This window comes from Rhizobium sp. NPDC092011 (assembly GCF_044756305.1).
Lineage (GTDB): Bacteria > Pseudomonadota > Alphaproteobacteria > Rhizobiales > Rhizobiaceae > Rhizobium.
In genome coordinates, this window is the sequence record NZ_JBIVSO010000009.1 from 97,147 (window position 1) to 115,400 (window position 18,254).

At 59.5% G+C, this 18,254-nt stretch carries 20 protein-coding genes; 13 read left to right on the plus strand and 7 right to left on the minus strand.

Annotated features, from left to right (window positions below; genetic code table 11):
• Positions 1–6: 6 nt before the first annotated feature.
• The 5 genes from ACIQJ2_RS27555 to deoA are packed head-to-tail and all read left to right on the plus strand — an operon-like array spanning position 7 to position 4,258.
• Positions 7–978, plus strand: coding sequence for an ABC transporter permease (locus ACIQJ2_RS27555; RefSeq protein ID WP_199146933.1), 972 nt, complete (start codon positions 7–9; stop codon positions 976–978).
• Positions 979–981: 3 nt separating this feature from the next.
• Entirely contained in the window at positions 982–1,374 is a 393-nt protein-coding gene (locus ACIQJ2_RS27560; protein WP_184708649.1) for a cytidine deaminase, read from the plus strand.
• A complete protein-coding gene (locus ACIQJ2_RS27565) occupies positions 1,371–2,177 on the plus strand; it encodes a purine-nucleoside phosphorylase (protein ID WP_400674938.1) in 807 nt (268 codons plus the stop codon). Before ACIQJ2_RS27560 ends, ACIQJ2_RS27565 begins: the two co-directional genes overlap by 4 nt.
• Positions 2,174–2,947 (plus strand): deoxyribose-phosphate aldolase, encoded by a 774-nt coding sequence (deoC, locus tag ACIQJ2_RS27570; RefSeq protein WP_400674940.1) that lies wholly within the window; start codon positions 2,174–2,176, stop codon positions 2,945–2,947. The genes ACIQJ2_RS27565 and deoC overlap by 4 nt, the downstream gene beginning before the upstream one ends.
• Positions 2,948–2,950: 3 nt before the next feature.
• On the plus strand, positions 2,951–4,258 hold the full coding sequence (gene deoA, locus ACIQJ2_RS27575; RefSeq protein WP_400674943.1) for a thymidine phosphorylase: 1,308 nt from the start codon (positions 2,951–2,953) through the stop codon (positions 4,256–4,258).
• Positions 4,259–4,267: 9 nt separating this feature from the next.
• Here the strand turns inward: deoA and ACIQJ2_RS27580 are convergent, their stop codons facing one another.
• The 7 genes from ACIQJ2_RS27580 to ACIQJ2_RS27610 form a co-directional block, all read right to left on the minus strand.
• Positions 4,268–4,795 carry a TIGR02281 family clan AA aspartic protease gene (locus ACIQJ2_RS27580; RefSeq protein WP_400674945.1) on the minus strand — a complete coding sequence of 176 codons (528 nt, stop codon included), beginning with the start codon at positions 4,793–4,795 and terminating at the stop codon, positions 4,268–4,270.
• A gap of 225 nt (positions 4,796–5,020) precedes the next feature.
• Positions 5,021–5,650: a uracil phosphoribosyltransferase gene (upp, locus tag ACIQJ2_RS27585; RefSeq protein ID WP_199086626.1), complete on the minus strand. Its 630-nt coding sequence runs from the start codon at positions 5,648–5,650 to the stop codon at positions 5,021–5,023.
• A gap of 121 nt (positions 5,651–5,771) precedes the next feature.
• Entirely contained in the window at positions 5,772–6,740 is a 969-nt protein-coding gene (locus tag ACIQJ2_RS27590) for an adenosine deaminase (protein WP_400674948.1), read from the minus strand.
• Positions 6,737–7,957 carry a phosphopentomutase gene (locus ACIQJ2_RS27595; RefSeq protein WP_400674950.1) on the minus strand — a complete coding sequence of 407 codons (1,221 nt, stop codon included), beginning with the start codon at positions 7,955–7,957 and terminating at the stop codon, positions 6,737–6,739. Before ACIQJ2_RS27595 ends, ACIQJ2_RS27590 begins: the two co-directional genes overlap by 4 nt.
• Positions 7,958–8,090: 133 nt before the next feature.
• Positions 8,091–8,663, minus strand: a complete 573-nt coding sequence (locus ACIQJ2_RS27600) for a TadE/TadG family type IV pilus assembly protein (protein WP_400675006.1) — start codon at positions 8,661–8,663, stop codon at positions 8,091–8,093.
• Between the two features lie 14 nt (positions 8,664–8,677).
• Positions 8,678–9,322, minus strand: coding sequence for a TadE/TadG family type IV pilus assembly protein (locus ACIQJ2_RS27605; protein ID WP_400674952.1), 645 nt, complete (start codon positions 9,320–9,322; stop codon positions 8,678–8,680).
• A gap of 154 nt (positions 9,323–9,476) precedes the next feature.
• Complete coding sequence (locus ACIQJ2_RS27610) at positions 9,477–9,902, minus strand: pilus assembly protein N-terminal domain-containing protein (RefSeq protein ID WP_400674954.1); 426 nt, start codon at positions 9,900–9,902, stop codon at positions 9,477–9,479.
• A gap of 405 nt (positions 9,903–10,307) precedes the next feature.
• Between ACIQJ2_RS27610 and ACIQJ2_RS27615 the strand changes: the two genes are divergently transcribed.
• The 8 genes from ACIQJ2_RS27615 to ACIQJ2_RS27650 all read left to right on the plus strand — a co-directional run bounded on the left by ACIQJ2_RS27615 (position 10,308) and on the right by ACIQJ2_RS27650 (position 18,250).
• A complete protein-coding gene (locus ACIQJ2_RS27615; protein WP_400674957.1) occupies positions 10,308–10,505 on the plus strand; it encodes a Flp family type IVb pilin in 198 nt (65 codons plus the stop codon).
• Positions 10,506–10,602: 97 nt separating this feature from the next.
• Entirely contained in the window at positions 10,603–11,115 is a 513-nt protein-coding gene (locus ACIQJ2_RS27620; protein WP_400674960.1) for a prepilin peptidase, read from the plus strand.
• 165 nt (positions 11,116–11,280) lie between these two features.
• Complete coding sequence (gene cpaB, locus ACIQJ2_RS27625; RefSeq protein WP_199146916.1) at positions 11,281–12,096, plus strand: Flp pilus assembly protein CpaB; 816 nt, start codon at positions 11,281–11,283, stop codon at positions 12,094–12,096.
• Positions 12,097–12,110: 14 nt separating this feature from the next.
• Positions 12,111–13,616, plus strand: coding sequence for a type II and III secretion system protein family protein (locus ACIQJ2_RS27630; protein ID WP_400675009.1), 1,506 nt, complete (start codon positions 12,111–12,113; stop codon positions 13,614–13,616).
• 56 nt (positions 13,617–13,672) lie between these two features.
• Positions 13,673–14,419 (plus strand): CpaD family pilus assembly protein, encoded by a 747-nt coding sequence (locus ACIQJ2_RS27635; protein ID WP_400674963.1) that lies wholly within the window; start codon positions 13,673–13,675, stop codon positions 14,417–14,419.
• Between the two features lie 37 nt (positions 14,420–14,456).
• Positions 14,457–15,728: a CpaE family protein gene (locus ACIQJ2_RS27640; RefSeq protein ID WP_400674966.1), complete on the plus strand. Its 1,272-nt coding sequence runs from the start codon at positions 14,457–14,459 to the stop codon at positions 15,726–15,728.
• A 27-nt stretch (positions 15,729–15,755) separates the two neighbouring features.
• Positions 15,756–17,234, plus strand: a complete 1,479-nt coding sequence (locus ACIQJ2_RS27645; protein ID WP_400674969.1) for a CpaF family protein — start codon at positions 15,756–15,758, stop codon at positions 17,232–17,234.
• A gap of 8 nt (positions 17,235–17,242) precedes the next feature.
• Entirely contained in the window at positions 17,243–18,250 is a 1,008-nt protein-coding gene (locus ACIQJ2_RS27650; RefSeq protein ID WP_400674971.1) for a type II secretion system F family protein, read from the plus strand.
• Positions 18,251–18,254 lie beyond the last annotated feature (4 nt).

Here is an 18,254-nt window from a genome sequence, read left to right on the forward strand (position 1 = left end):
CGGACAATGGAATATTATGATCTCCTCATCAGCATACTTGGCTCGACTATCCGCCTGTCGATTCCGCTGATCTTCACCGCGCTGGCAGGCCTGTTTTCCGAGCGCGCCGGCATCTTCGATATCGGTCTCGAAGGCAAGATGCTGGCGTCCGCCTTCGCCGCAGCCTGCGTTGCCGCCATCAGCGGCTCGCCGTGGGCGGGCCTCGGCGCCGGCATCGTCGTTTCGGTCCTTGTCGGCCTGTTGCATGGCTTCGCCTCGATTACCAATCGCGGCAACCAGATCGTTTCGGGCGTTGCCATCAACTTCCTGATGGCCGGCTTGACCATCGTTCTCGGTCAGGCCTGGTTCGGGCAGGGCGGCCGTACGCCGACGCTGCCGGGTACTGCGCGCTTTTCCGCAATTACCCTGCCGGGCGTCGACGCGATCCGCGGCGTGCCGATCATCGGGCCGCTCTACGCCAACGTCATCTCCGGCAACAATATCCTGACCTATCTCGCCTTCCTGGCGGTGCCGATTTCCTGGTGGATCCTTTACCGCACCCGTTTCGGCTTGCGGCTGCGCGCTGTGGGTGAAAATCCGGGTGCCGTCGATACCGCCGGCATTTCCGTCGAATGGCTGCGCTACCGGTCGTTGATCGCTGCCGGCATTCTCTGCGGCTTCTCTGGCACCTATCTTGCCATCGCCCAGTCGGCTGCCTTCATCAACAACATGTCGGCGGGCAAGGGCTATATTGCTCTGGCCGCACTGATCTTCGCCAAATGGAAGCCGGTGCCCGTCATGTTCACCTGCCTGTTGTTCGGCTTCCTCGATGCCTTCGCCAACTTCATGCAGGGCAAGTCAATTCCGGGCATGGGCGAGGTGCCGGTACAGATTTTCCAGGCGCTGCCCTATATCCTCACCTGCATCCTGCTTGCAGGCTTTATCGGCGTCGCCAAGCCTCCGAAGGCTGGTGGCGTTCCCTATACCAAGGAGCGCTAGTCCATGTCGCACGATCTGTTCGAAGCCGCGCGCGGGGCGATGGCTTTCGCGCATGCCCCCTATTCGAAATTTCCCGTCGGCGCGGCTATCCGCGCCGAGGACGGCAAGATCTATGCCGGCGCCAATATCGAGAACCTGTCCTTCCCGCAGGGTTGGTGCGCCGAGCCGACCGCGATCAGCCACATGATCATGGGTGGCGCCAAGAAGATCGTCGAGATGGCCGTCATCGCGGAAAAGCTGCCGCTCTGCCCGCCCTGCGGCGGCTGCCGGCAGAAGATCGCCGAATTTGCCAGTAAGGAAACGCGCATCTACCTTTGCGACGAAACCGGCGTGAAGAAGACCATGACCATGGAAGAGATGCTGCCTTTCAGCTTTGAAACCGAGATACTCGGATGAGCGCGGCCATAGACATTCTCACGGAGAAGCTCGGTGACCTGAGGCCGCGCTACGGCATCATTCTCGGCTCCGGTCTCGGTACGCTGGTCGATCAGGTCGCGGACGCAGTGCGCATTCCCTATGCCGATCTGCCCGGCTTCCCGGTCAGCGCCGTTTCCGGCCACGCCGGGACATTGGTGGCAGGCAAACTCGGTGATGTGCCCGTTATCATGCTGTCGGGCCGCGTGCATTACTATGAGCAGGGCGATGCCAATGCCATGCGTGTGCCTATCGAGACATTGAAGGCTCTCGGTGTCGACGCGTTGATCCTGACCAATTCCGCGGGATCGCTGCGCGAGGAGATGCCGCCCGGGTCGGTGATGCAGATTACCGACCACATCAACTATTCCGGCATGAACCCGCTGATCGGCGAGGAGAGCGACGAGCGCTTCGTCGGCATGACCAGCGCCTATGACATCGACCTGATCATGCGCATGCGCAAGGCAGCTGAAAAGGCTGAGATCAAGCTGTCACACGGCGTCTATATGTGGTTCTCGGGGCCGAGTTTCGAAACGCCTGCCGAAATCCGCATGGCTCGCATCCTGGGTGCCGATGCCGTCGGCATGTCGACGGTGCCGGAAGTCATTCTGGCACGTCTTTTCGGTCTGAGGGTTGCCGCCGCCTCCGTCATCACTAACTATGGTGCTGGCATGACCGGCGGCGAGCTCTCGCATGACGAGACGAAAGACATGGCTCCGGTCGGTGGCGCACGTCTCGCTGCCATTCTGAAAGAGATGATTGCAGACGAAGGAGACCCACAATGACGAGCCATTCCCTGAGAGAAACGGCGGCCGTTGCGCTTTCCCTTCTCGATCTGACCAATCTCAAGGACGATTGCACGCCCGCACAGATCGAGACGCTCTGCGCCCGCGCGCAGTCGCCCTATGGCAATACCGCCGCGATTTGCATCTGGCCATGTTTCGTGGCGCAGGCCCGCGGCATTCTCGGCACCGATCATGCCGTGAAGATTGCGACCGTGGTGAATTTTCCGGCTGGCGACATGGAAGTGGCCGATGTTGCGGCGGAGGCCCGTGAAGCCATCGCCGATGGTGCCGACGAGATCGATCTGGTCATTCCCTATCGCGCATTTCTGGCCGGCAACGAGCAGGCCGTCACCGATATGGTGACCGCCATCAAGGCGGAGTGCAAGGGGCCGGTCATTCTGAAAACCATTCTGGAAACCGGCGAAATCAAGGATGCCGCGCTGATCCAGCGCGCTTCGGAACTCGCGATCGATGCGGGCTCCGATTTCATCAAGACCTCCACCGGCAAGGTCGCGGTCAATGCGACGCTCGAGGCCGCTGACATCATGTTGCGGGCGATCCGCGCCAGCGGTCGCAAGGTTGGCTTCAAGCCGGCCGGCGGCATCGGCTCCGTTGCCGACGCGGCTCTCTATCTCAGCCTGGCCGAAACCATCATGGCGCCCGATTGGGCGATGCCTTCGACCTTCCGTTTCGGCGCATCGAGCCTGCTCGACGATATCTCGAACGTGCTGGCGGGCGGGGAGTCGAAAACGGCGTCCTCGGGCTATTGATCCATGATCCCGCAGGAAATCATCCGGCTGAAGCGTAACGGCGCCGAGCTTTCGGTTGCCGATATCGATACGTTTATCGGCGCACTGGGTCGTGGAGAGCTTGCCGAAAGCCAGATCGGCGCCTTCGCCATGGCCATCTGGTTTCGCGGCATGACCCGCGACGAGACCGTGGCCCTGACGCTCGCCATGGCTCGATCAGGCGAAACGCTTTCCTGGAAAGGGATCGGCAAGCCGATCGCGGACAAGCATTCGACAGGCGGCGTCGGCGACAACGTCTCGCTGATGCTGGCTCCCATCGCCGCCGCCTGTGGTCTTGCCGTGCCGATGATCTCGGGTCGTGGCCTCGGCCATACCGGCGGCACGCTCGACAAGCTTGAGTCCATTCCCGGCTATGGCATCACGCCGGACGCTGCCCGCTTCCGCAAGGTGGTCGATGAGGTGGGTTGCGCCATTATCGGCCAGACCGGCGCCTTGGCGCCCGCCGACGGCAAGCTCTATGCGGTGCGCGATGTGACCGCGACCGTCGATTCCGTGCCGCTGATCACCGCCTCCATCCTGTCGAAGAAACTGGCGGCGGGACTGGAAACGCTGGTGCTCGACGTCAAGATCGGTAGCGGCGCTTTCATGACCTCTCAGGAAGAGGCAGAGACACTGGCGCGCTCGCTGGTGGAGGTCGCAAACGGCGCAGGCGTCAAGACCTCGGCCCTGATCACCGACATGAACCAGCCGCTGGCCGATGCAGCGGGCAATGTGATCGAGCTTCGAAACTGCCTGGATTTCCTGAAGGGCAGCAAGGCAGGCACGCGACTTGAGACGGTTGTGCTGGCCTTTGCGTCCGAAATGCTGGTTCAGGCCGGCATCGCCAAGGAGACCGTAGAGGCAGAGGGAAAAGCGCGCGACGCGCTGGCATCGGGCAAGGCGGCCGAGATTTTCGGCCGTATGGTGCATGGCTTGGGTGGTCCTGCCGATCTGCTTGAAAATCCCGATCGCTATCTGGTGAGCGCGCCGGTGCGGAAGCCGGTTCTTGCTGGGGCCGATGGCTGGCTCGGCGCCTGCGATGCACGCGCGATCGGCATGAGCGTGATCGACCTCGGCGGCGGCCGTCGCCGCCCGCAGGACAAGATCGATCATCGTGTCGGCTTTGGCGATATCCTGCCGCTCGGCACCAAAGTCAGCAAGGGCGACCATATCGCGACGATACATGCCGCCGACGAAGCGAGCGCCGAGAAGGCCGCGGCCGATCTGTCAGCCAATTATCGTATCGTTGAAATGGCACCAGACTTGCCGCCTGTCATTGTCAGCCGGATCTGATTTGGCAGCTTACTGTTTCAGCTGCATCGTCCCGTTCTGAACGCTGTAAGAGTTCAGGTTCTTCAGGAAGCTCATGCCGATCAAGGTCGATGTCGAAAGAGCGCCGTCTTTCGATACGACTGCGTCGACATCGCGAACTCTTATGTTGCCGATCTCCAGGCGGCTAAGCTTGACGAGCGCTACCTTGGACGGACCGTTTGCGGTTTGGACCGTATAACGGTAGTCGAGGTCAAGGCTGCTGAAGCCGAGACCGCGCGCAGTGCTTTCGTTGATCGCGACATAGGTCGCCCCGGTATCGATCATCCCGTGCACGGCGCGGCCGTTGATTGTGAAATCGCCCTGATAATGTCCGTTTGCATCGGCACGCAGCAGGACGCTGCCATAGGATGCTGGAGCTTCAACCTTCTGCGGAGTAAGTGAAGCCGCTGCCACCGGCGCCGGTTTTTCGCTGCCGACGCCAAAGCCGTTGACAAGCATCGGCACCTGCGTGGCGGCAGCTGCGATAATACCGGCAAAGACGAGAACGCGAACGAGCATCGGCAAAGAGCCTCCCAAGCAATTCCAGGAAAAGTGCGCAGCGGTTTTCCGTCCGGAATCGCTAAAACAAAGAGATAGAGCATTTTCGCGTTTCGAAGAAAGGCGGAAAGGCTCTATGGGCCATGCCATATCTAAGCCAAGTTTGCTGAAATGCTGCTAAGACAATCAATAAAAAGCCCGGCAGTTGAATACTGCCGGGCTTTAACGTGAGTATAGTGGAGAAACTTACTTCGTGCCGTACATGCGGTCGCCGGCATCGCCGAGACCGGGCACGATATAGCCCAGCTCGTTGAGGTGGCTGTCGATGGCGGCGGTGAAGACCGGAACATCCGGATGCGCCTTGCGGAAGTTGGCGATACCTTCCGGAGCCGCCAGCAGGCAGAGGAAGCGGATATTGTGCGCGCCGCGCTCCTTCAGCTTGTCGATGGCGGCAATCGAGGAATTGCCGGTCGCCAGCATCGGATCGACGACGATGATCAGACGCTCGGAGATATCTTCGGGCGCTTTGAAGTAATATTCGACCGGCTGCAGCGTTTCATGATCGCGGTAGACGCCGATGTGCGAAACGCGGGCCGACGGCACGAGATCGAGCATGCCTTCGAGAAGGCCGTTGCCGGCGCGAAGGATCGAGGCGAAGACCAGCTTCTTGCCCTCGAGGATCGGCGCGTCCATCGGCTGCATCGGGGTCTCGATGGTCTGGATCGTCAGTTCCAGATCGCGCGTGACTTCGTAGCAGAGTAGCGTTGAAATCTCGCGCAGCAGCCGCCGGAAGCTGCCTGTCGACGTGTCCTTCTTGCGCATGATTGTGAGCTTGTGTTGCACAAGCGGATGATCGATGACAGTGACGCCGTCCATGGTTTCAGCCTTCCAATAATTCCGTGATATGAGATGTTTCTTTCACGGAAATCGCCTCCGGTGCAAGAAAATAGGCCGCTTTTCGAGATTTCATCCCCAATCAGCGGCCAAAACCATGATTTTACAGCTTCGCTAGCAAGGTTGCCCGCGTCGCCTCATCCACGAATGCCGCTTCGATCGCCGTGCGTGTCATCGCGTCGATCTCGCCGTCGCTGAAGCCGAAGGCTGACGATGCCAGTTCGTATTCGCGCTTCAGCGACGTGTGGAAGAAAGGTGGGTCGTCGGAATTGATCGTGATCTTTACACCGGCATCGCGCAGCTTGCGCAGCGGATGCGACTGGAAATCCGGGAAGACCTTGAGCGCGATATTGGAGCCGGGGCAGACCTCAAGCACGGTGCCGAGATCGGCAAGGCGCTTGACGAGATCCATATCCTCGATGGCGCGCACGCCATGGCCGATCCGCTGCGGGCGCACCAGATCAAGAGAGTCTGCGACGGAAAAGGCGCCGCAGACCTCTCCGGCATGGATGGTGAGACCGAGACCGGCCTCGCGGGCGATATCGAAAGCGCGGGCATAATCGGCCACGCAGCCCATGCGCTCTTCGCCCGCCATGTTGAAGCCGGTGATGAGCGGATTGTCGCTTTTGGCCGCGTATTCGGCCGCCTTCACCACGCGATCCGGCCCGAAATGGCGCTCGCCCGTTACGATCAGCCGCGCCTCGATACCGGTCTTTGCCTTGGCTGCATGGATGCCGGCGGAAACGCCCGCCATATAGGCGTCGGCACCAAGGCCGATGCGGTCGCCATGATCGGGCGAAACGATAAGCTCGCTATAGATCGTGCCGATGCCCGCAAGCTCTTCGAGGTAGGTTTCCGTTAGCAGCGCGTAGTCTTCCTCGGTGCGGTAGACCTCGGAGACCTTGTCGTAGCAGACGAGGAATTCGGCAAAATCTTTCCAGAGGTAGGTGCCATCCTTCAGGAAAGCACCGGTGTGGACGCCGTATTTCTGCGCCTGCGCGAGCGTCAGTGCCGGCGGAGCCGCTCCTTCCAGATGGCAATGCAGCTCCACTTTCTTCAAATGCGATGTCAAAGGAAACTCCTCCCATGCGGCCCTGCCGCTATTCCCAGATGTCGTGCGACCGTCTCGCCGATGTCGGCATAGGTCTGGCGGATGCCGATGGAGCGCGAGCGAATGCCGGGTCCGTAAGCCATCACCGGGACACGCTCACGTGTATGATCCGTGCCACGCCAGGTCGGGTCGCAACCATGATCCGCCGTCAGTACAACGAGATCACCGGCCTTCAGCTTCTTATGGACTTCGGGCAGCCGCGCGTCGAAGGCTTCGAGTGCTGCGGCATAGCCCGGCACATCGCGTCGATGGCCGTAGAGCATGTCGAAATCGACGAAATTGGTGAAGACCAGATCGCCGTCCTCGGCTTCGTCCATAGCCTGTAGCGTCGCATCCATCAGCGCCATGTTGCCGTTGGCCTTGATGACCCGGGATACGCCCTGATGCGCGAAGATATCGCCGATCTTGCCGACGGCATGTACGGTGCGCTTGGCCTTGACCAGCCTGTCGAGCAAGGTTGGCTCCGGCGGCAGGACGGAGAAATCGCGTCGGTTGCCCGTCCGCTCAAAGGTTGCCACGGTCTCGCCGACAAAGGGGCGCGCGATGACGCGGCCGATATTGTAGGGATCGAGCAGGGTGCGGACGATCTGGCAAAGGGCGATCAGCCGGTCGAGGCCGAAATGCCGTTCGTGAGCGGCGATCTGGAAGACGGAATCGGAGGACGTGTAGCAGATCGGCTTGCCGCTGCGGATATGCTCTTCTCCGAACCTGGCGATGATTTCCGTGCCGGAGGCGTGGCAATTGCCGAGAATGCCCGGCAAGTCCGCCGCTTCGCATATGGCACTCACCAGTTCCGGCGGGAAGGCATCACCTTCGGTCGGGAAGTAGCCCCAGTCGAACATGACGGGCGTTCCGGCGATTTCCCAATGACCCGATGGCGTATCCTTGCCGCGTGAAACTTCACTGGCGCAGCCATAAAGGCCGTAAACTTTTTCCGGTTGCTGCATCCCGGCGGGATAGCTGCCCGACGCCGCCTTGGCGATCTCCAGCAGTCCTAGTCCCGACATATTCGGCAGAACGAGCGGCCCCTGGCGTAAGCCATCGCGATCGGCAGCGCCTGCAGCGCAAAATTCGGCGATATGGCCGAGCGTATCGGAACCCTCGTCGTCATAAGTTGCGGCATCAGGCGCGCCGCCGACGCCAAAGGAGTCCAGAACGAAGAGAAAGGCGCGAGCCATAGATCACCCGATAAATACTATCGCACCCCGGATGGTCCGTCGGATGCTCTGGACGTCACCCATATAACGGAGGCATCGACTTGGCAATTTTCCGTTTTGGAGCGATTATCGAGGGGTGAACAAGTGCTGTATGTCAGCAATCGCTGCAGCTGATCGACGAGCCGATGCGCTGACGATAGTAATATTGCCGGCTGATGGTGATCTGGCTGCTGCCGTTCGGCAGGAGGTCGGAGCCGAAATTGATCAGCTGATACGGGATGGCAAGTTCGCTGCGGACGAGAAAGGTGCCCGCCTGGTTCATATTGTTCGGCACCGTCACGACACTGCCCGATACATAAGGAGCTTGGCCGGTCTGTGCCCAGGACCATGCCACAGTGGCTTTGCCATTGGCGTCGATTGCAATGCCGGTAAGCTTCAGCGTCAGGCCCGTGGTGCCATAGGGGGCAAAAATGGCAGCCGCAACAGAAGGCATGCCAGCAAGCACCGACTTGCTGACGCTTGATTGCTGGGAGATGATGTCGGCGATTGAGCCGGCCGAGCGGCTGGCACGCTTGGAGACATTGAGGCCGATGGTAAGCTGGACCGCACCGAGATAGAGCAGCAGCAAGACCGGGAAGAGAATGGCAAACTCGATCGCACCGACGCCACGCTCGTCGCGAGCAAAACGCCGCAAGATGCCGCGAGACGCAGTGGCCTTATCGATCATGTCCGGTTGGCCTTTCACGGATAGTTCTCGTTTTGAAAGGCGGCGGTCGCGACGATGAGATAGGTCGTCGGCATCGAACCGTCAGACGGGCGGATATTGGAAAGGTAGGGGCGCAGCAGATCGGTGATGACCTGCCAGCGATAGTAAGCGCGCACCATGTTCAAGGTCTTCGCGCCGCCGGGAGCGAAGACAAAGCCCTGGGTATTGATGTCGGAATACGGATTAGTCGACGATAGGCGAGGGATCGTCGTCGGCATCGAGGCGAAACTGGTGTAGCTTTCGACATCAAGATAAAGCCTGGAGGCCGTTGCCGCCGTCAATTCCGTAGCCGGGCAAGTAATCAGCACGGCGATTTCATTGCAGAACGCTGTGCGGAATTTCTGTTCCGTCGTGTAGGAGGACTTGTTGGGATCGACGGTAATCTGACCTGTTCTTATCTGGCGGGACAGTGTGTCGACAGCGTTCGATATGACTTGTTCGGCCGTAAAGGCGACGAAGGTCTCGATGATTGCGAAGACAATCAGGAAATAGGGAATGGCAAGCAGCGCGAATTCAATGGCTGCGGCGCCGTCCCGCGAGCCGACGAGTTCGCGCAAGCCTCTCCAGCCACGCCGCCGCGCCGGGCTCTTGTTCGCGAAAAGATCGTCGTCCGATATCATTGAACATCCGCAGTGATTTACATGCGGAGGAAACTAAAGATGCTTTCTTGATAATCCGTTTCTCTTCTCTCTTCATATTTAGAGGAAGGTGTGATTATCGATCGGAAGATTATTCTTATATAGTACTTTAGAATATTTGCGGTAAGCGATGGTGCTACTGACTGATCGGAGCGGGAGCGGCGGCGCTGTTGTTCTGCTGCGCATGCTGCTCGCAATTTGGTGTGCAGGACAATACTGCACGATCCGTCTGGCGGAACACGCGAACCGTATTGCCTTCGTCGATCGAGACCAGGATCTGTTCGTCGACGATCGCGTTACCGTCGACATCGAGCAAGATGATGTTCGTCGTTCCAAAAGCGCGACCGGTTAGCACAATCGTCTTCGGGTCCGCGACGGTTGCATCGGCGACTTGAGCATTCCCGACAATGACTTTGCTAACGGGGCGATCAAGCTTCAATACGCGTGCGTGGTCCATGTAGACGCGCAGCAGACGCTCTCCAGCTGCATGGGAAAGTTGCGGCATCAGGCCGGCCATGGCGACGATGCCGGCAAGAAATGCGGTTTTGCCGCCGATTGGCATGGGTTGGCCTCATCAAGCATAGGGCGAAGGGAATTGTCGGACAGAATGAGAAAGAATGGTGAATGAACGATTAAGGCGAGTGCCGATAACTCGATTATGGTGCAAATGTCCCATATTCGGCTTCTATGCTCGCAGCTTCCAGCTGATCATGCGTTACTTTAAGACAAGTCCTATATAGCGCTAATATTCACACATATAATAAATTCTATTTCTCTGAAGAATTTCTTTAAAAAGTCGAAGAAGACGTCGGATGGATGTTAACTATTCTTTTTTAACTCGGATATTTATGGCTGATTAACCACTTTCTTTAAAGCGATGGAAACGGCGCCTGACTATGGTGCAACTCATCCGATCAACGGCAACAGTTGGCGGACGTGCTGTCAACAAATTGAGTGGAGTAAATTCATGTCCAAGCTTTTTTCGCGTTTCCTGAAGGATGAGTCGGGTGCGACCGCAATCGAATACGGCCTGATCGCTGCACTGATCTCGGTTGCCATCATCACCGGCGCAACCAGCCTGGGTGGCAAGCTGAATAGTACCTTCGCAAACATCGCGACGCAGATGGGTACTGCCGCTACTGCGGCCAACAACGCCGGAAAGTAATCCGCTATTTTTGGTTGAGTGATTCTATTCGAAAACCGCTCAGAGCAACGAGCGGTTTTCAGCCTTCATACCTTCGCTGTGGAGCGGTGGACCTTCAATGCTCGAAACGGCAACACTCCTGATCTTCCCGTTTTGCATGTCGATTGCGGCGATCTCCGATCTGCTGACCATGACGATCCCGAATCGCGTCTCGTTGGCACTTGCGGTCTCGTTCCTTGTACTGGCGCCGATCTTCGGACTTTCCGCCGCGGAAATCGGGATGCATCTTGCTGGTGCGGGTGCCGTATTCTTCGCCTGCTTCACATTGTTTGCGCTCAACGTCATGGGTGGCGGCGATGCGAAGCTGCTCGCGGCTGCGGCACTTTGGTTTGGATTCGATTCTGCCCTCGCAGAATTCTTGGTCTATGTCGCTTTCATCGGCGGCGCAGTCACGATCTTGGTCTTGTTACTGAGATCGCAGGCCAGCACCATAATGGCCATTGGTCTCCCCTTGCCGCATTCATTAACCGCCGCCAAGAAAATCCCTTACGGCGTCGCTATCGCGGTTGGCGGCATGCTTGCCTTTCCTTCCTCTGGACTTCTGCTAGCGGCTACTCAAAAAGTGCTCTGAATCCGGAGGCGGAGGAGTATAAATCGGCTTTTTGCGCAAGCGACATCTAATGTATGTCAAGTAATCATGGTTAAATAACAATAAATGTAACCTACCATTAACCATAATTACACCAATTGCCGACCATTCTGCGGGGCGAAGAATCCTGTTCCCCAAGGAATGTCCATGAAACCCGCTCGCATAATGATCCTCGCAGTCGCAGCTGTCGCCGCCGGTATGGCCGGCCTGCTGGCGATGCGTCTGGCCGGCAAGCGCGATATCGTGCCGCAGCAGATCGCGGCGGTGGTGGAAAAGGAAGCGACGGTCAATGTGCTCGTCGCAAGCGCCAATTTGTCCGTTGGCTCGCGTTTGAATGAGGGCTCCATCCACTGGCTGGCCTGGCCGGAAAGCGGCATCGTCAAGGGCCTCATTACCCAAAGCGATCGCCCCGATGCCCTGAAGGACCTTGACGGCGCTGTCGTCCGCCTGCCGATTTTCGAGGGCGAGCCGATTCGCGAGGAAAAGGTCGCCGATTCCAGCAGCCGCATTCTCTCCTCCCTGTTGCCATCAGGCAAGCGTGCCGTCGCGACCGAGATCTCCGTCGCCACCGGTGCTGGCGGTTTCATTCTCCCGAACGACCGTGTCGACGTCATCATGGTCCGCAAAGGCTCGCAGCAGCAGCTCGTCACCGAGACGGTTCTCACCAATGTGCGTGTCCTGGCGGTCGATCAGCAGATCGAAGAGAAGCAGGATGGAAGCAAGGCCGTGGTGGGCGCGACCGCGACGCTGGAGCTGACGCCGGATCAGACGAAGGTTCTCGCCGTCGCACATCAGATGGCCGATCGGCTGACGCTGGCATTGCGCTCCGTCGCTGATGCCCAGCAACCCGATACGACGGCTGCCGACTATCTGCTGGCCGGCGACAATGGCGGTGGCCTTGTTCAAGTCATCAAGTCGGGGGCGATCGTGACCGGTGGCCCGACGGGGCCGAAAGCACAATGAGAAGGGGCGAGATGATGTTCAAGACAAGCAAGACGGCCAGCCTTTCTCTCGCGGCGGTTCTCTCCTTCTCCGTCGCCTTTGGCGGACTGCCGCTGGCAGGCGTCCCGGCTTTTCTGCGCACGCAAACAGCGCTAGCCGGCGGCTCCGACAGCATTGTCACCATCGCCGGTCTCGGCACGAAGCGCACCCTGAAGCTCGGCCTCAACAAGGCGCTGGTGGTCGATCTGCCGGCCGATGCCCACGATATCCTGGTCTCAGACCCAAAGATGGCGGATGCCGTGACGCGTACCTCGCGCCGCATCTACCTGTTCGGCAAAACGGTCGGCCAGACCAACATCTTCATCTTCGGCGCAGACGGCAAGGAGATCGTTAGCCTCGACCTCCAGATCGAGCGCGATATTGCCGGCCTGCAGGCCAACCTCAAACGCTTCATCCCGGACTCCGATATCAATGTCGAGATCGTTTCCGACAACATCGTCATGACCGGCTCGGTGCGCACGCCGCAGGATGCGACGCGCGCCGAGCAGCTAGCTCAGGCTTTCCTCAAGGGTGGCGAAGCGACGACCCGAACGGAGACAGCCTCCGGCACCGGCGGAAATAGCTCTGTCGCTCTCTTTGCGGAAGGACGCCAAACCTCGCAGATCGTCAACATGCTGCAGATCGAAGGCGAGGATCAGGTAACCCTCAAGGTAACGGTTGCCGAAATCAAGCGCAGCGTGCTGAAGCAGATCGGCTTCGACAATCTCGTCAGCAACTCCTCCGGCCTATCGGTCGCGCAGCTCGGCAGCCCTGCCACGGACGGGACTGCGGCAGTCGGCGGCGGCGGTCTTGCCAGCTTGTTCAAAACCGCCATCGGCAAGTACAATATCAGTACTTACCTCAATGCTCTCGAGCAGGCTGGCGCCGTCCGTACGCTGGCTGAGCCGACGTTGACGGCGATCTCCGGCCAGGCGGCCACCTTCAATTCGGGCGGCCAGACGCTATACGCCGTCACGAACAAGGACGGCAGTGTCACGGTCACGCCCTTCACCTATGGTATCAGTTTGGCCTTCACGCCCGTCGTGCTGTCTGCCGGACGAATCGCCCTGCATGTTCAGACCCAGGTTTCCAATCCGGTCGGCACGGCCAACGCCGGCACGGCAACCTACAACCAGCGCGCCGCCGACACATCGGTCGAGTTGCCTTCCGGTGGATCAATCGCCCTGGCCGGTCTCCTGAGCGATACCATCCAGCAGACCACCAACGGCACGCCCGGCGCCTCCAAGATTCCGATCCTCGGCGCCCTGTTCCGCCAGAAGAGCTTCCAGCGCGACGAGACCGAGCTTGTCATCATCGCGACCCCCTATCTGGTGCGTCCGGTCGCCCGCAGCCAGCTCGCACGCCCCGACGACAATTACTCGCCGAGCAACGATATCAGCGGCTTCTTCATGAATCGCGTCAACAAGATCTATGGCCGCAAGGACGGGCCGCCGGTCGCCGATGCCGATTTCCACGGCACTGTCGGCTTCATCTACAAGTGACAGGGACACCGACCATGAAGCGCGCCTTTTCAACCGGACCGACGAGGGATCACAAGATGGCCAGCCTTGAACGCAACGCGCCTCGCATCGGCCGCCCCCGGTTTGCCGCACTGGCCCTGATCGCGCCTGCACTCCTCCTGACGGCGGCCGCCATGAGCGGCTGTGCCGACTCACGGGATCGCATGACGACAAGCGCCATCAATGACGACTATCGCCAGCGTCATCCGATTGTCTTGACGGAGAAAGAACGCAGCCTCGACATACCGGTCGCCTCAAGCGACCGCCATCTGACAACGGGTATGCGCGACACGGTCCGCGGCTTCGTGCAGGATTATCGCGCCCATGCGAGCGGCACCGTCGAAATCCTGTCGCCGCGGGGATCGGTAAACACGGCTGCTGCTGCCGCGCTGCGTCAGCAGATCCGAAGGGAATTGGTCACGAACGGCATCCCCTCGGCCCGCATCGTCGACAGCTACTATCCTGCCGGTGACTCCGGCGACGCCGCGCCGATCCGTCTGCGTTTCACCGCCACGACGGCGCTTACCAACACTTGCGGCCAATGGCCTGATGATCTCTCCGACAATGCTTTCGACAACCAGAACTACTATAATTTCGGCTGCGCGACGCAGCATAATCTGGCAGCGCAAGTCGCCAATCCCACAGACTTGATCTCACCCCGTGCCGTGTCGCCGATCGATACCGATCAACGCAGCAAGGTAATCGACAACTATCGCAATGGCACCGTCGCGACGAGCACGGCCACAATCGGCGGCTTCGGCGGATCAGGCGGCTCCAGCCAATGACCTCAGGAATTTCCCGTCGGCGGAACAGGATGACATCATGAACGCCATCGATTACGATATCGGACCGACTGCAGAAGAGGCGGAGGAAACTCCGCGCTCGGGCAATCTCGAGAATGTGCGTCCCCTGCCGCGTATTTCAGTGCACGCTTTCTGCGAAAGCGATCAATTGCAGCGCGTCATGGACCAATGCGCCAACGATCGCCGCATGTCGAAGGTAAGCCTGCGTATTACCAGCGGCAGCACGGCTGCGGCGGCAAACATGTTCGCTTCGACGCCGACGCCCAATCTGATTATTCTCGAGACCCGCGCCAATCCGCGCAATCTGCTGGCCGAGCTTGCACCGCTTGCCGCTGTCTGCGATCCAAGCACGAAGGTGATCGTCGTCGGCTATCACAACGATATCGGGCTCTATCGCGAACTCATTCGCAACGGCATATCCGAATATATCGTTCAGCCCACGGAGATGTCCGATCTGATGAGCGCGATGGCGGGGATTTTCATCGATCCCGATGCCGAGCCGCTTGGGCGCAGTATTGCCTTCATCGGCGCGAAAGGCGGCGTTGGTGCATCCACCATCGCCCATAATTGTGCTTTCGGCATATCGAGCCTGTTCTCCACCGAAACCATTCTGGCCGATCTCGATCTGCCCTACGGCACGGCGAACATCGATTTCGATCAGGATCCGGCGCAGGGGATCGCCGAGGCGGTCTTCTCACCGGAACGCCTCGACGAAGTGTTTCTCGATCGCCTGCTGACCAAATGTTCGCAGCATCTTTCCCTGCTGGCCGCGCCCTCCATGCTGGATCGCGCCTATGATTTCGATGCGCACGCTTTTCTGCCTGTCATCGATGTGCTTCAGCGCAGCGCGCCGGTCGCGGTGCTGGATGTTCCGCATGTCTGGACGGAATGGACGCGCTCGGTGCTTGGCGCCGTCGACGAGGTTGTCATCTGCGCAGCGCCCGATCTTGCCAACTTGCGCAATGCCAAGAACCTGATCGACGCGCTCCGCAAGCTAAGACCGAATGACAAGGCGCCCCACCTCGTTCTCAATCAGGTGGGTATGCCGAAGCGGCCGGAGATCAATCCGTCGGAATTCTGCGCGCCGCTGGAGATCGATCCGATCGCCATCATTCCGTTCGACATCAATCTTTTCGGCAATGCCGCCAACAGCGGTCAGATGATCTCAGAGACGGACCCGAAGTCGCCGGTTGCCGAGGTCTTCTCGCAGATATCGCATATCGTCACGGGCCGTGTCGCTTTGAAGAAGGCGAGAAAGGGCGGTCTGCTCGGCCTCCTGAAGCGGAAGTAACTGTAGTAGCAGAATTGGAAAGAACGCATGTTTGGCAAGCGCGGAAATGACGGTCCTGCAAAGAGCGGCGGCATGGTGCCCCAGCCGGTACGTGCGCCCGCAGCTGCCAGCGCAACTGCCGCACCGGCAGTCCTGATCGAGCCCTCTCGCGAGCAGTCGCAGCCGCGCCAGCAGGTGCCTCCGCCGCCAATGCAGACGCCTAGCCGTCGCCGGACGGCGCGGACCGAAGAATATTACGACACCAAATCTCAGGTCTTTTCGGCACTTATCGACACGATCGACCTGTCGCAGCTTTCCAAGCTTGGCAACGAAGCCGCCCGCGAAGAAATCCGTGATATCGTCAACGATATCATCACGATCAAAAATATTGCGATGTCGATTTCCGAGCAGGAGGAACTGCTTGAGGATATCTGCAACGACGTGCTCGGCTACGGTCCTCTGGAGCCGCTGCTGGCGCGCGACGACATTGCCGACATCATGGTCAATGGTTCCGGCCAGACCTTCATCGAAGTCGGCGGCAAGACCGTCGAGTCGGAGATCCGTTTCCGCGACAATTCGCAGCTTCTCTCCATTTGCCAGCGTATTGTCAGCCAGGTCGGCCGTCGCGTCGACGAATCCAGCCCCATCTGCGACGCGCGCCTGCCCGACGGTTCGCGCGTTAACGTCATCGCGCCGCCGCTGGCGATCGACGGGCCGGCACTGACCATTCGTAAATTCAAGAAGGACAAGCTCACGCTTGATCAGCTTGTTCGCTTCGGCGCCATCACGCCCGAGGGCGCGACGCTGCTCCAGATCATCGGGCGCGTGCGCTGCAATGTCGTCATTTCAGGTGGTACAGGCTCGGGCAAGACCACGCTTCTGAACTGCCTGACCAACTATATCGATCGCGACGAGCGCGTCATCACCTGCGAGGACACCGCCGAACTGCAGCTGCAGCAGCCGCATGTCGTGCGTCTGGAAACCCGGCCGCCCAACATCGAAGGCGAGGGCGAGATCACCATGCGCGATCTCGTCAAGAACTGCCTTCGTATGCGCCCCGAACGCATCATCGTCGGCGAAGTGCGCGGACCGGAAGTCTTCGACCTGCTGCAGGCGATGAACACCGGTCACGACGGCTCGATGGGCACCATCCACGCCAATACGCCGCGCGAATGCCTGAGTCGTATCGAATCGATGATCGCCATGGGTGGTTTCAGCCTGCCGGCAAAGACTGTGCGCGAGATCATTTCCACCTCGGTCGACGTCATCATCCAGGCCGCGCGTCTGCGCGACGGTTCGCGCCGGATCACGCAGATCACCGAGGTGATCGGCATGGAAGGCGATGTGATCATCACGCAGGACCTGATGCGCTACGAGATCGAGGGTGAGGACGCGAATGGCCGGATTGTCGGCCGGCACCTCTCCACCGGCATCGGCAAGCCGCATTTCTGGGATCGCGCTCGTTACTATAACGAGGAGCGGCGTCTGGCCGCCGCCCTCGACGAGATGGAGCAGAAGGGCCAATAGGAATTCTCATGTTCGGTTTCGATCCCGTCGTATTACTGATTGTCTTGCTCTCGGCTATTTCCGCGGCTGCGATCTGCTACGGCGTTCTCTATTCAAGGATCGAGACCCAGAAGAAGGCGGAGATCCGCGTCAACCGGGTGAAGCAGGCCGAGACCGATCGTGCAAAGGTCAAGGTGGCGCGTGACCGCGTGCAGGAAATGACCAAGCGGCGCAAGTCGGTTCAGGATTCGCTCAAGGACCTGGAGAAGCGACAGTCGGAAAGCACCAAGAAGAAGCAGTCATTGAAGGCTCGCCTTCCGCAAGCCGGGCTGTCGTTGACGCCGTCGCGTTTCTATCTCATCAGCGCGCTGTTCGGCCTGTTCATCATGTTTATTCTTTTCATCATAGGCGCTCCGCTCCTGGTCATCCTCGGATTACCTTTTGCGGCCATGTTCGGCTTGCCTCGATGGATTATCAGCTTCCTTATCAAGCGGCGCCAGGGCAAGTTTCTCAACGAGTTTCCCAACGCGCTCGATCTCATTACCCGTTCGCTTCGGTCCGGCTTGCCGCTGAACGATTCCGTTCGGTTGGTGGCCGCTGAGGCTCGCGAGCCGGTCAGGACGGAGTTCCGCCGAGTGGTCGAAGCGCAGCAGGTGGGCCTCAGCATGTCAGATGCCTGTGCCCGTATGCTGAACCATATGCCGCTTCAGGAGGTGAATTTCTTCTCGATCGTCATCGCCGTCCAGGCGCAGGCCGGTGGCAACCTGTCGGAAGCACTGGGCAATCTGTCGCGGGTGCTGCGTGAACGCAAGAAGATGAAGGCGAAAGTCCAGGCATTGTCGATGGAGGCAAAAGCCTCCGCCGTCATCATTGGCGCTTTGCCCTTCGTCGTCATGACGCTCGTCTCTATGACGTCGCCGCAATATATGACGGTCCTATTTACCGATCCGCGCGGACACCTGATCCTGATTGGCGCCGGCATCTGGATGTCCATCGGCATTTTCATCATGCGCAATATGATCAATTTCGAGATCTGAGCGG

Bases quoted from the DNA above. Each gene is read 5' to 3' on its own strand.
- ACIQJ2_RS27580 (WP_400674945.1), bottom strand. From the start codon at position 4,795: ATGCTCGTTCGCGTTCTCGTCTTTGCCGGTATTATCGCAGCTGCCGCC.
- ACIQJ2_RS27565 (WP_400674938.1), top strand. From the start codon at position 1,371: ATGAGCGCGGCCATAGACATTCTCACGGAGAAGCTCGGTGACCTGAGG.
- upp (WP_199086626.1), bottom strand. From the start codon at position 5,650: ATGGACGGCGTCACTGTCATCGATCATCCGCTTGTGCAACACAAGCTC.
- ACIQJ2_RS27560 (WP_184708649.1), top strand. From the start codon at position 982: ATGTCGCACGATCTGTTCGAAGCCGCGCGCGGGGCGATGGCTTTCGCG.
- ACIQJ2_RS27640 (WP_400674966.1), top strand. From the start codon at position 14,457: ATGAACGCCATCGATTACGATATCGGACCGACTGCAGAAGAGGCGGAG.
- ACIQJ2_RS27650 (WP_400674971.1), top strand. From the start codon at position 17,243: ATGTTCGGTTTCGATCCCGTCGTATTACTGATTGTCTTGCTCTCGGCT.
- deoC (WP_400674940.1), top strand. From the start codon at position 2,174: ATGACGAGCCATTCCCTGAGAGAAACGGCGGCCGTTGCGCTTTCCCTT.
- ACIQJ2_RS27605 (WP_400674952.1), bottom strand. From the start codon at position 9,322: ATGATATCGGACGACGATCTTTTCGCGAACAAGAGCCCGGCGCGGCGG.
- cpaB (WP_199146916.1), top strand. From the start codon at position 11,281: ATGAAACCCGCTCGCATAATGATCCTCGCAGTCGCAGCTGTCGCCGCC.
- ACIQJ2_RS27600 (WP_400675006.1), bottom strand. From the start codon at position 8,663: ATGATCGATAAGGCCACTGCGTCTCGCGGCATCTTGCGGCGTTTTGCT.
- ACIQJ2_RS27610 (WP_400674954.1), bottom strand. From the start codon at position 9,902: ATGCCAATCGGCGGCAAAACCGCATTTCTTGCCGGCATCGTCGCCATG.
- ACIQJ2_RS27555 (WP_199146933.1), top strand. From the start codon at position 7: ATGGAATATTATGATCTCCTCATCAGCATACTTGGCTCGACTATCCGC.
- ACIQJ2_RS27635 (WP_400674963.1), top strand. From the start codon at position 13,673: ATGGCCAGCCTTGAACGCAACGCGCCTCGCATCGGCCGCCCCCGGTTT.
- deoA (WP_400674943.1), top strand. From the start codon at position 2,951: ATGATCCCGCAGGAAATCATCCGGCTGAAGCGTAACGGCGCCGAGCTT.
- ACIQJ2_RS27645 (WP_400674969.1), top strand. From the start codon at position 15,756: ATGTTTGGCAAGCGCGGAAATGACGGTCCTGCAAAGAGCGGCGGCATG.
- ACIQJ2_RS27630 (WP_400675009.1), top strand. From the start codon at position 12,111: ATGTTCAAGACAAGCAAGACGGCCAGCCTTTCTCTCGCGGCGGTTCTC.
- ACIQJ2_RS27620 (WP_400674960.1), top strand. From the start codon at position 10,603: ATGCTCGAAACGGCAACACTCCTGATCTTCCCGTTTTGCATGTCGATT.
- ACIQJ2_RS27595 (WP_400674950.1), bottom strand. From the start codon at position 7,957: ATGGCTCGCGCCTTTCTCTTCGTTCTGGACTCCTTTGGCGTCGGCGGC.
- ACIQJ2_RS27615 (WP_400674957.1), top strand. From the start codon at position 10,308: ATGTCCAAGCTTTTTTCGCGTTTCCTGAAGGATGAGTCGGGTGCGACC.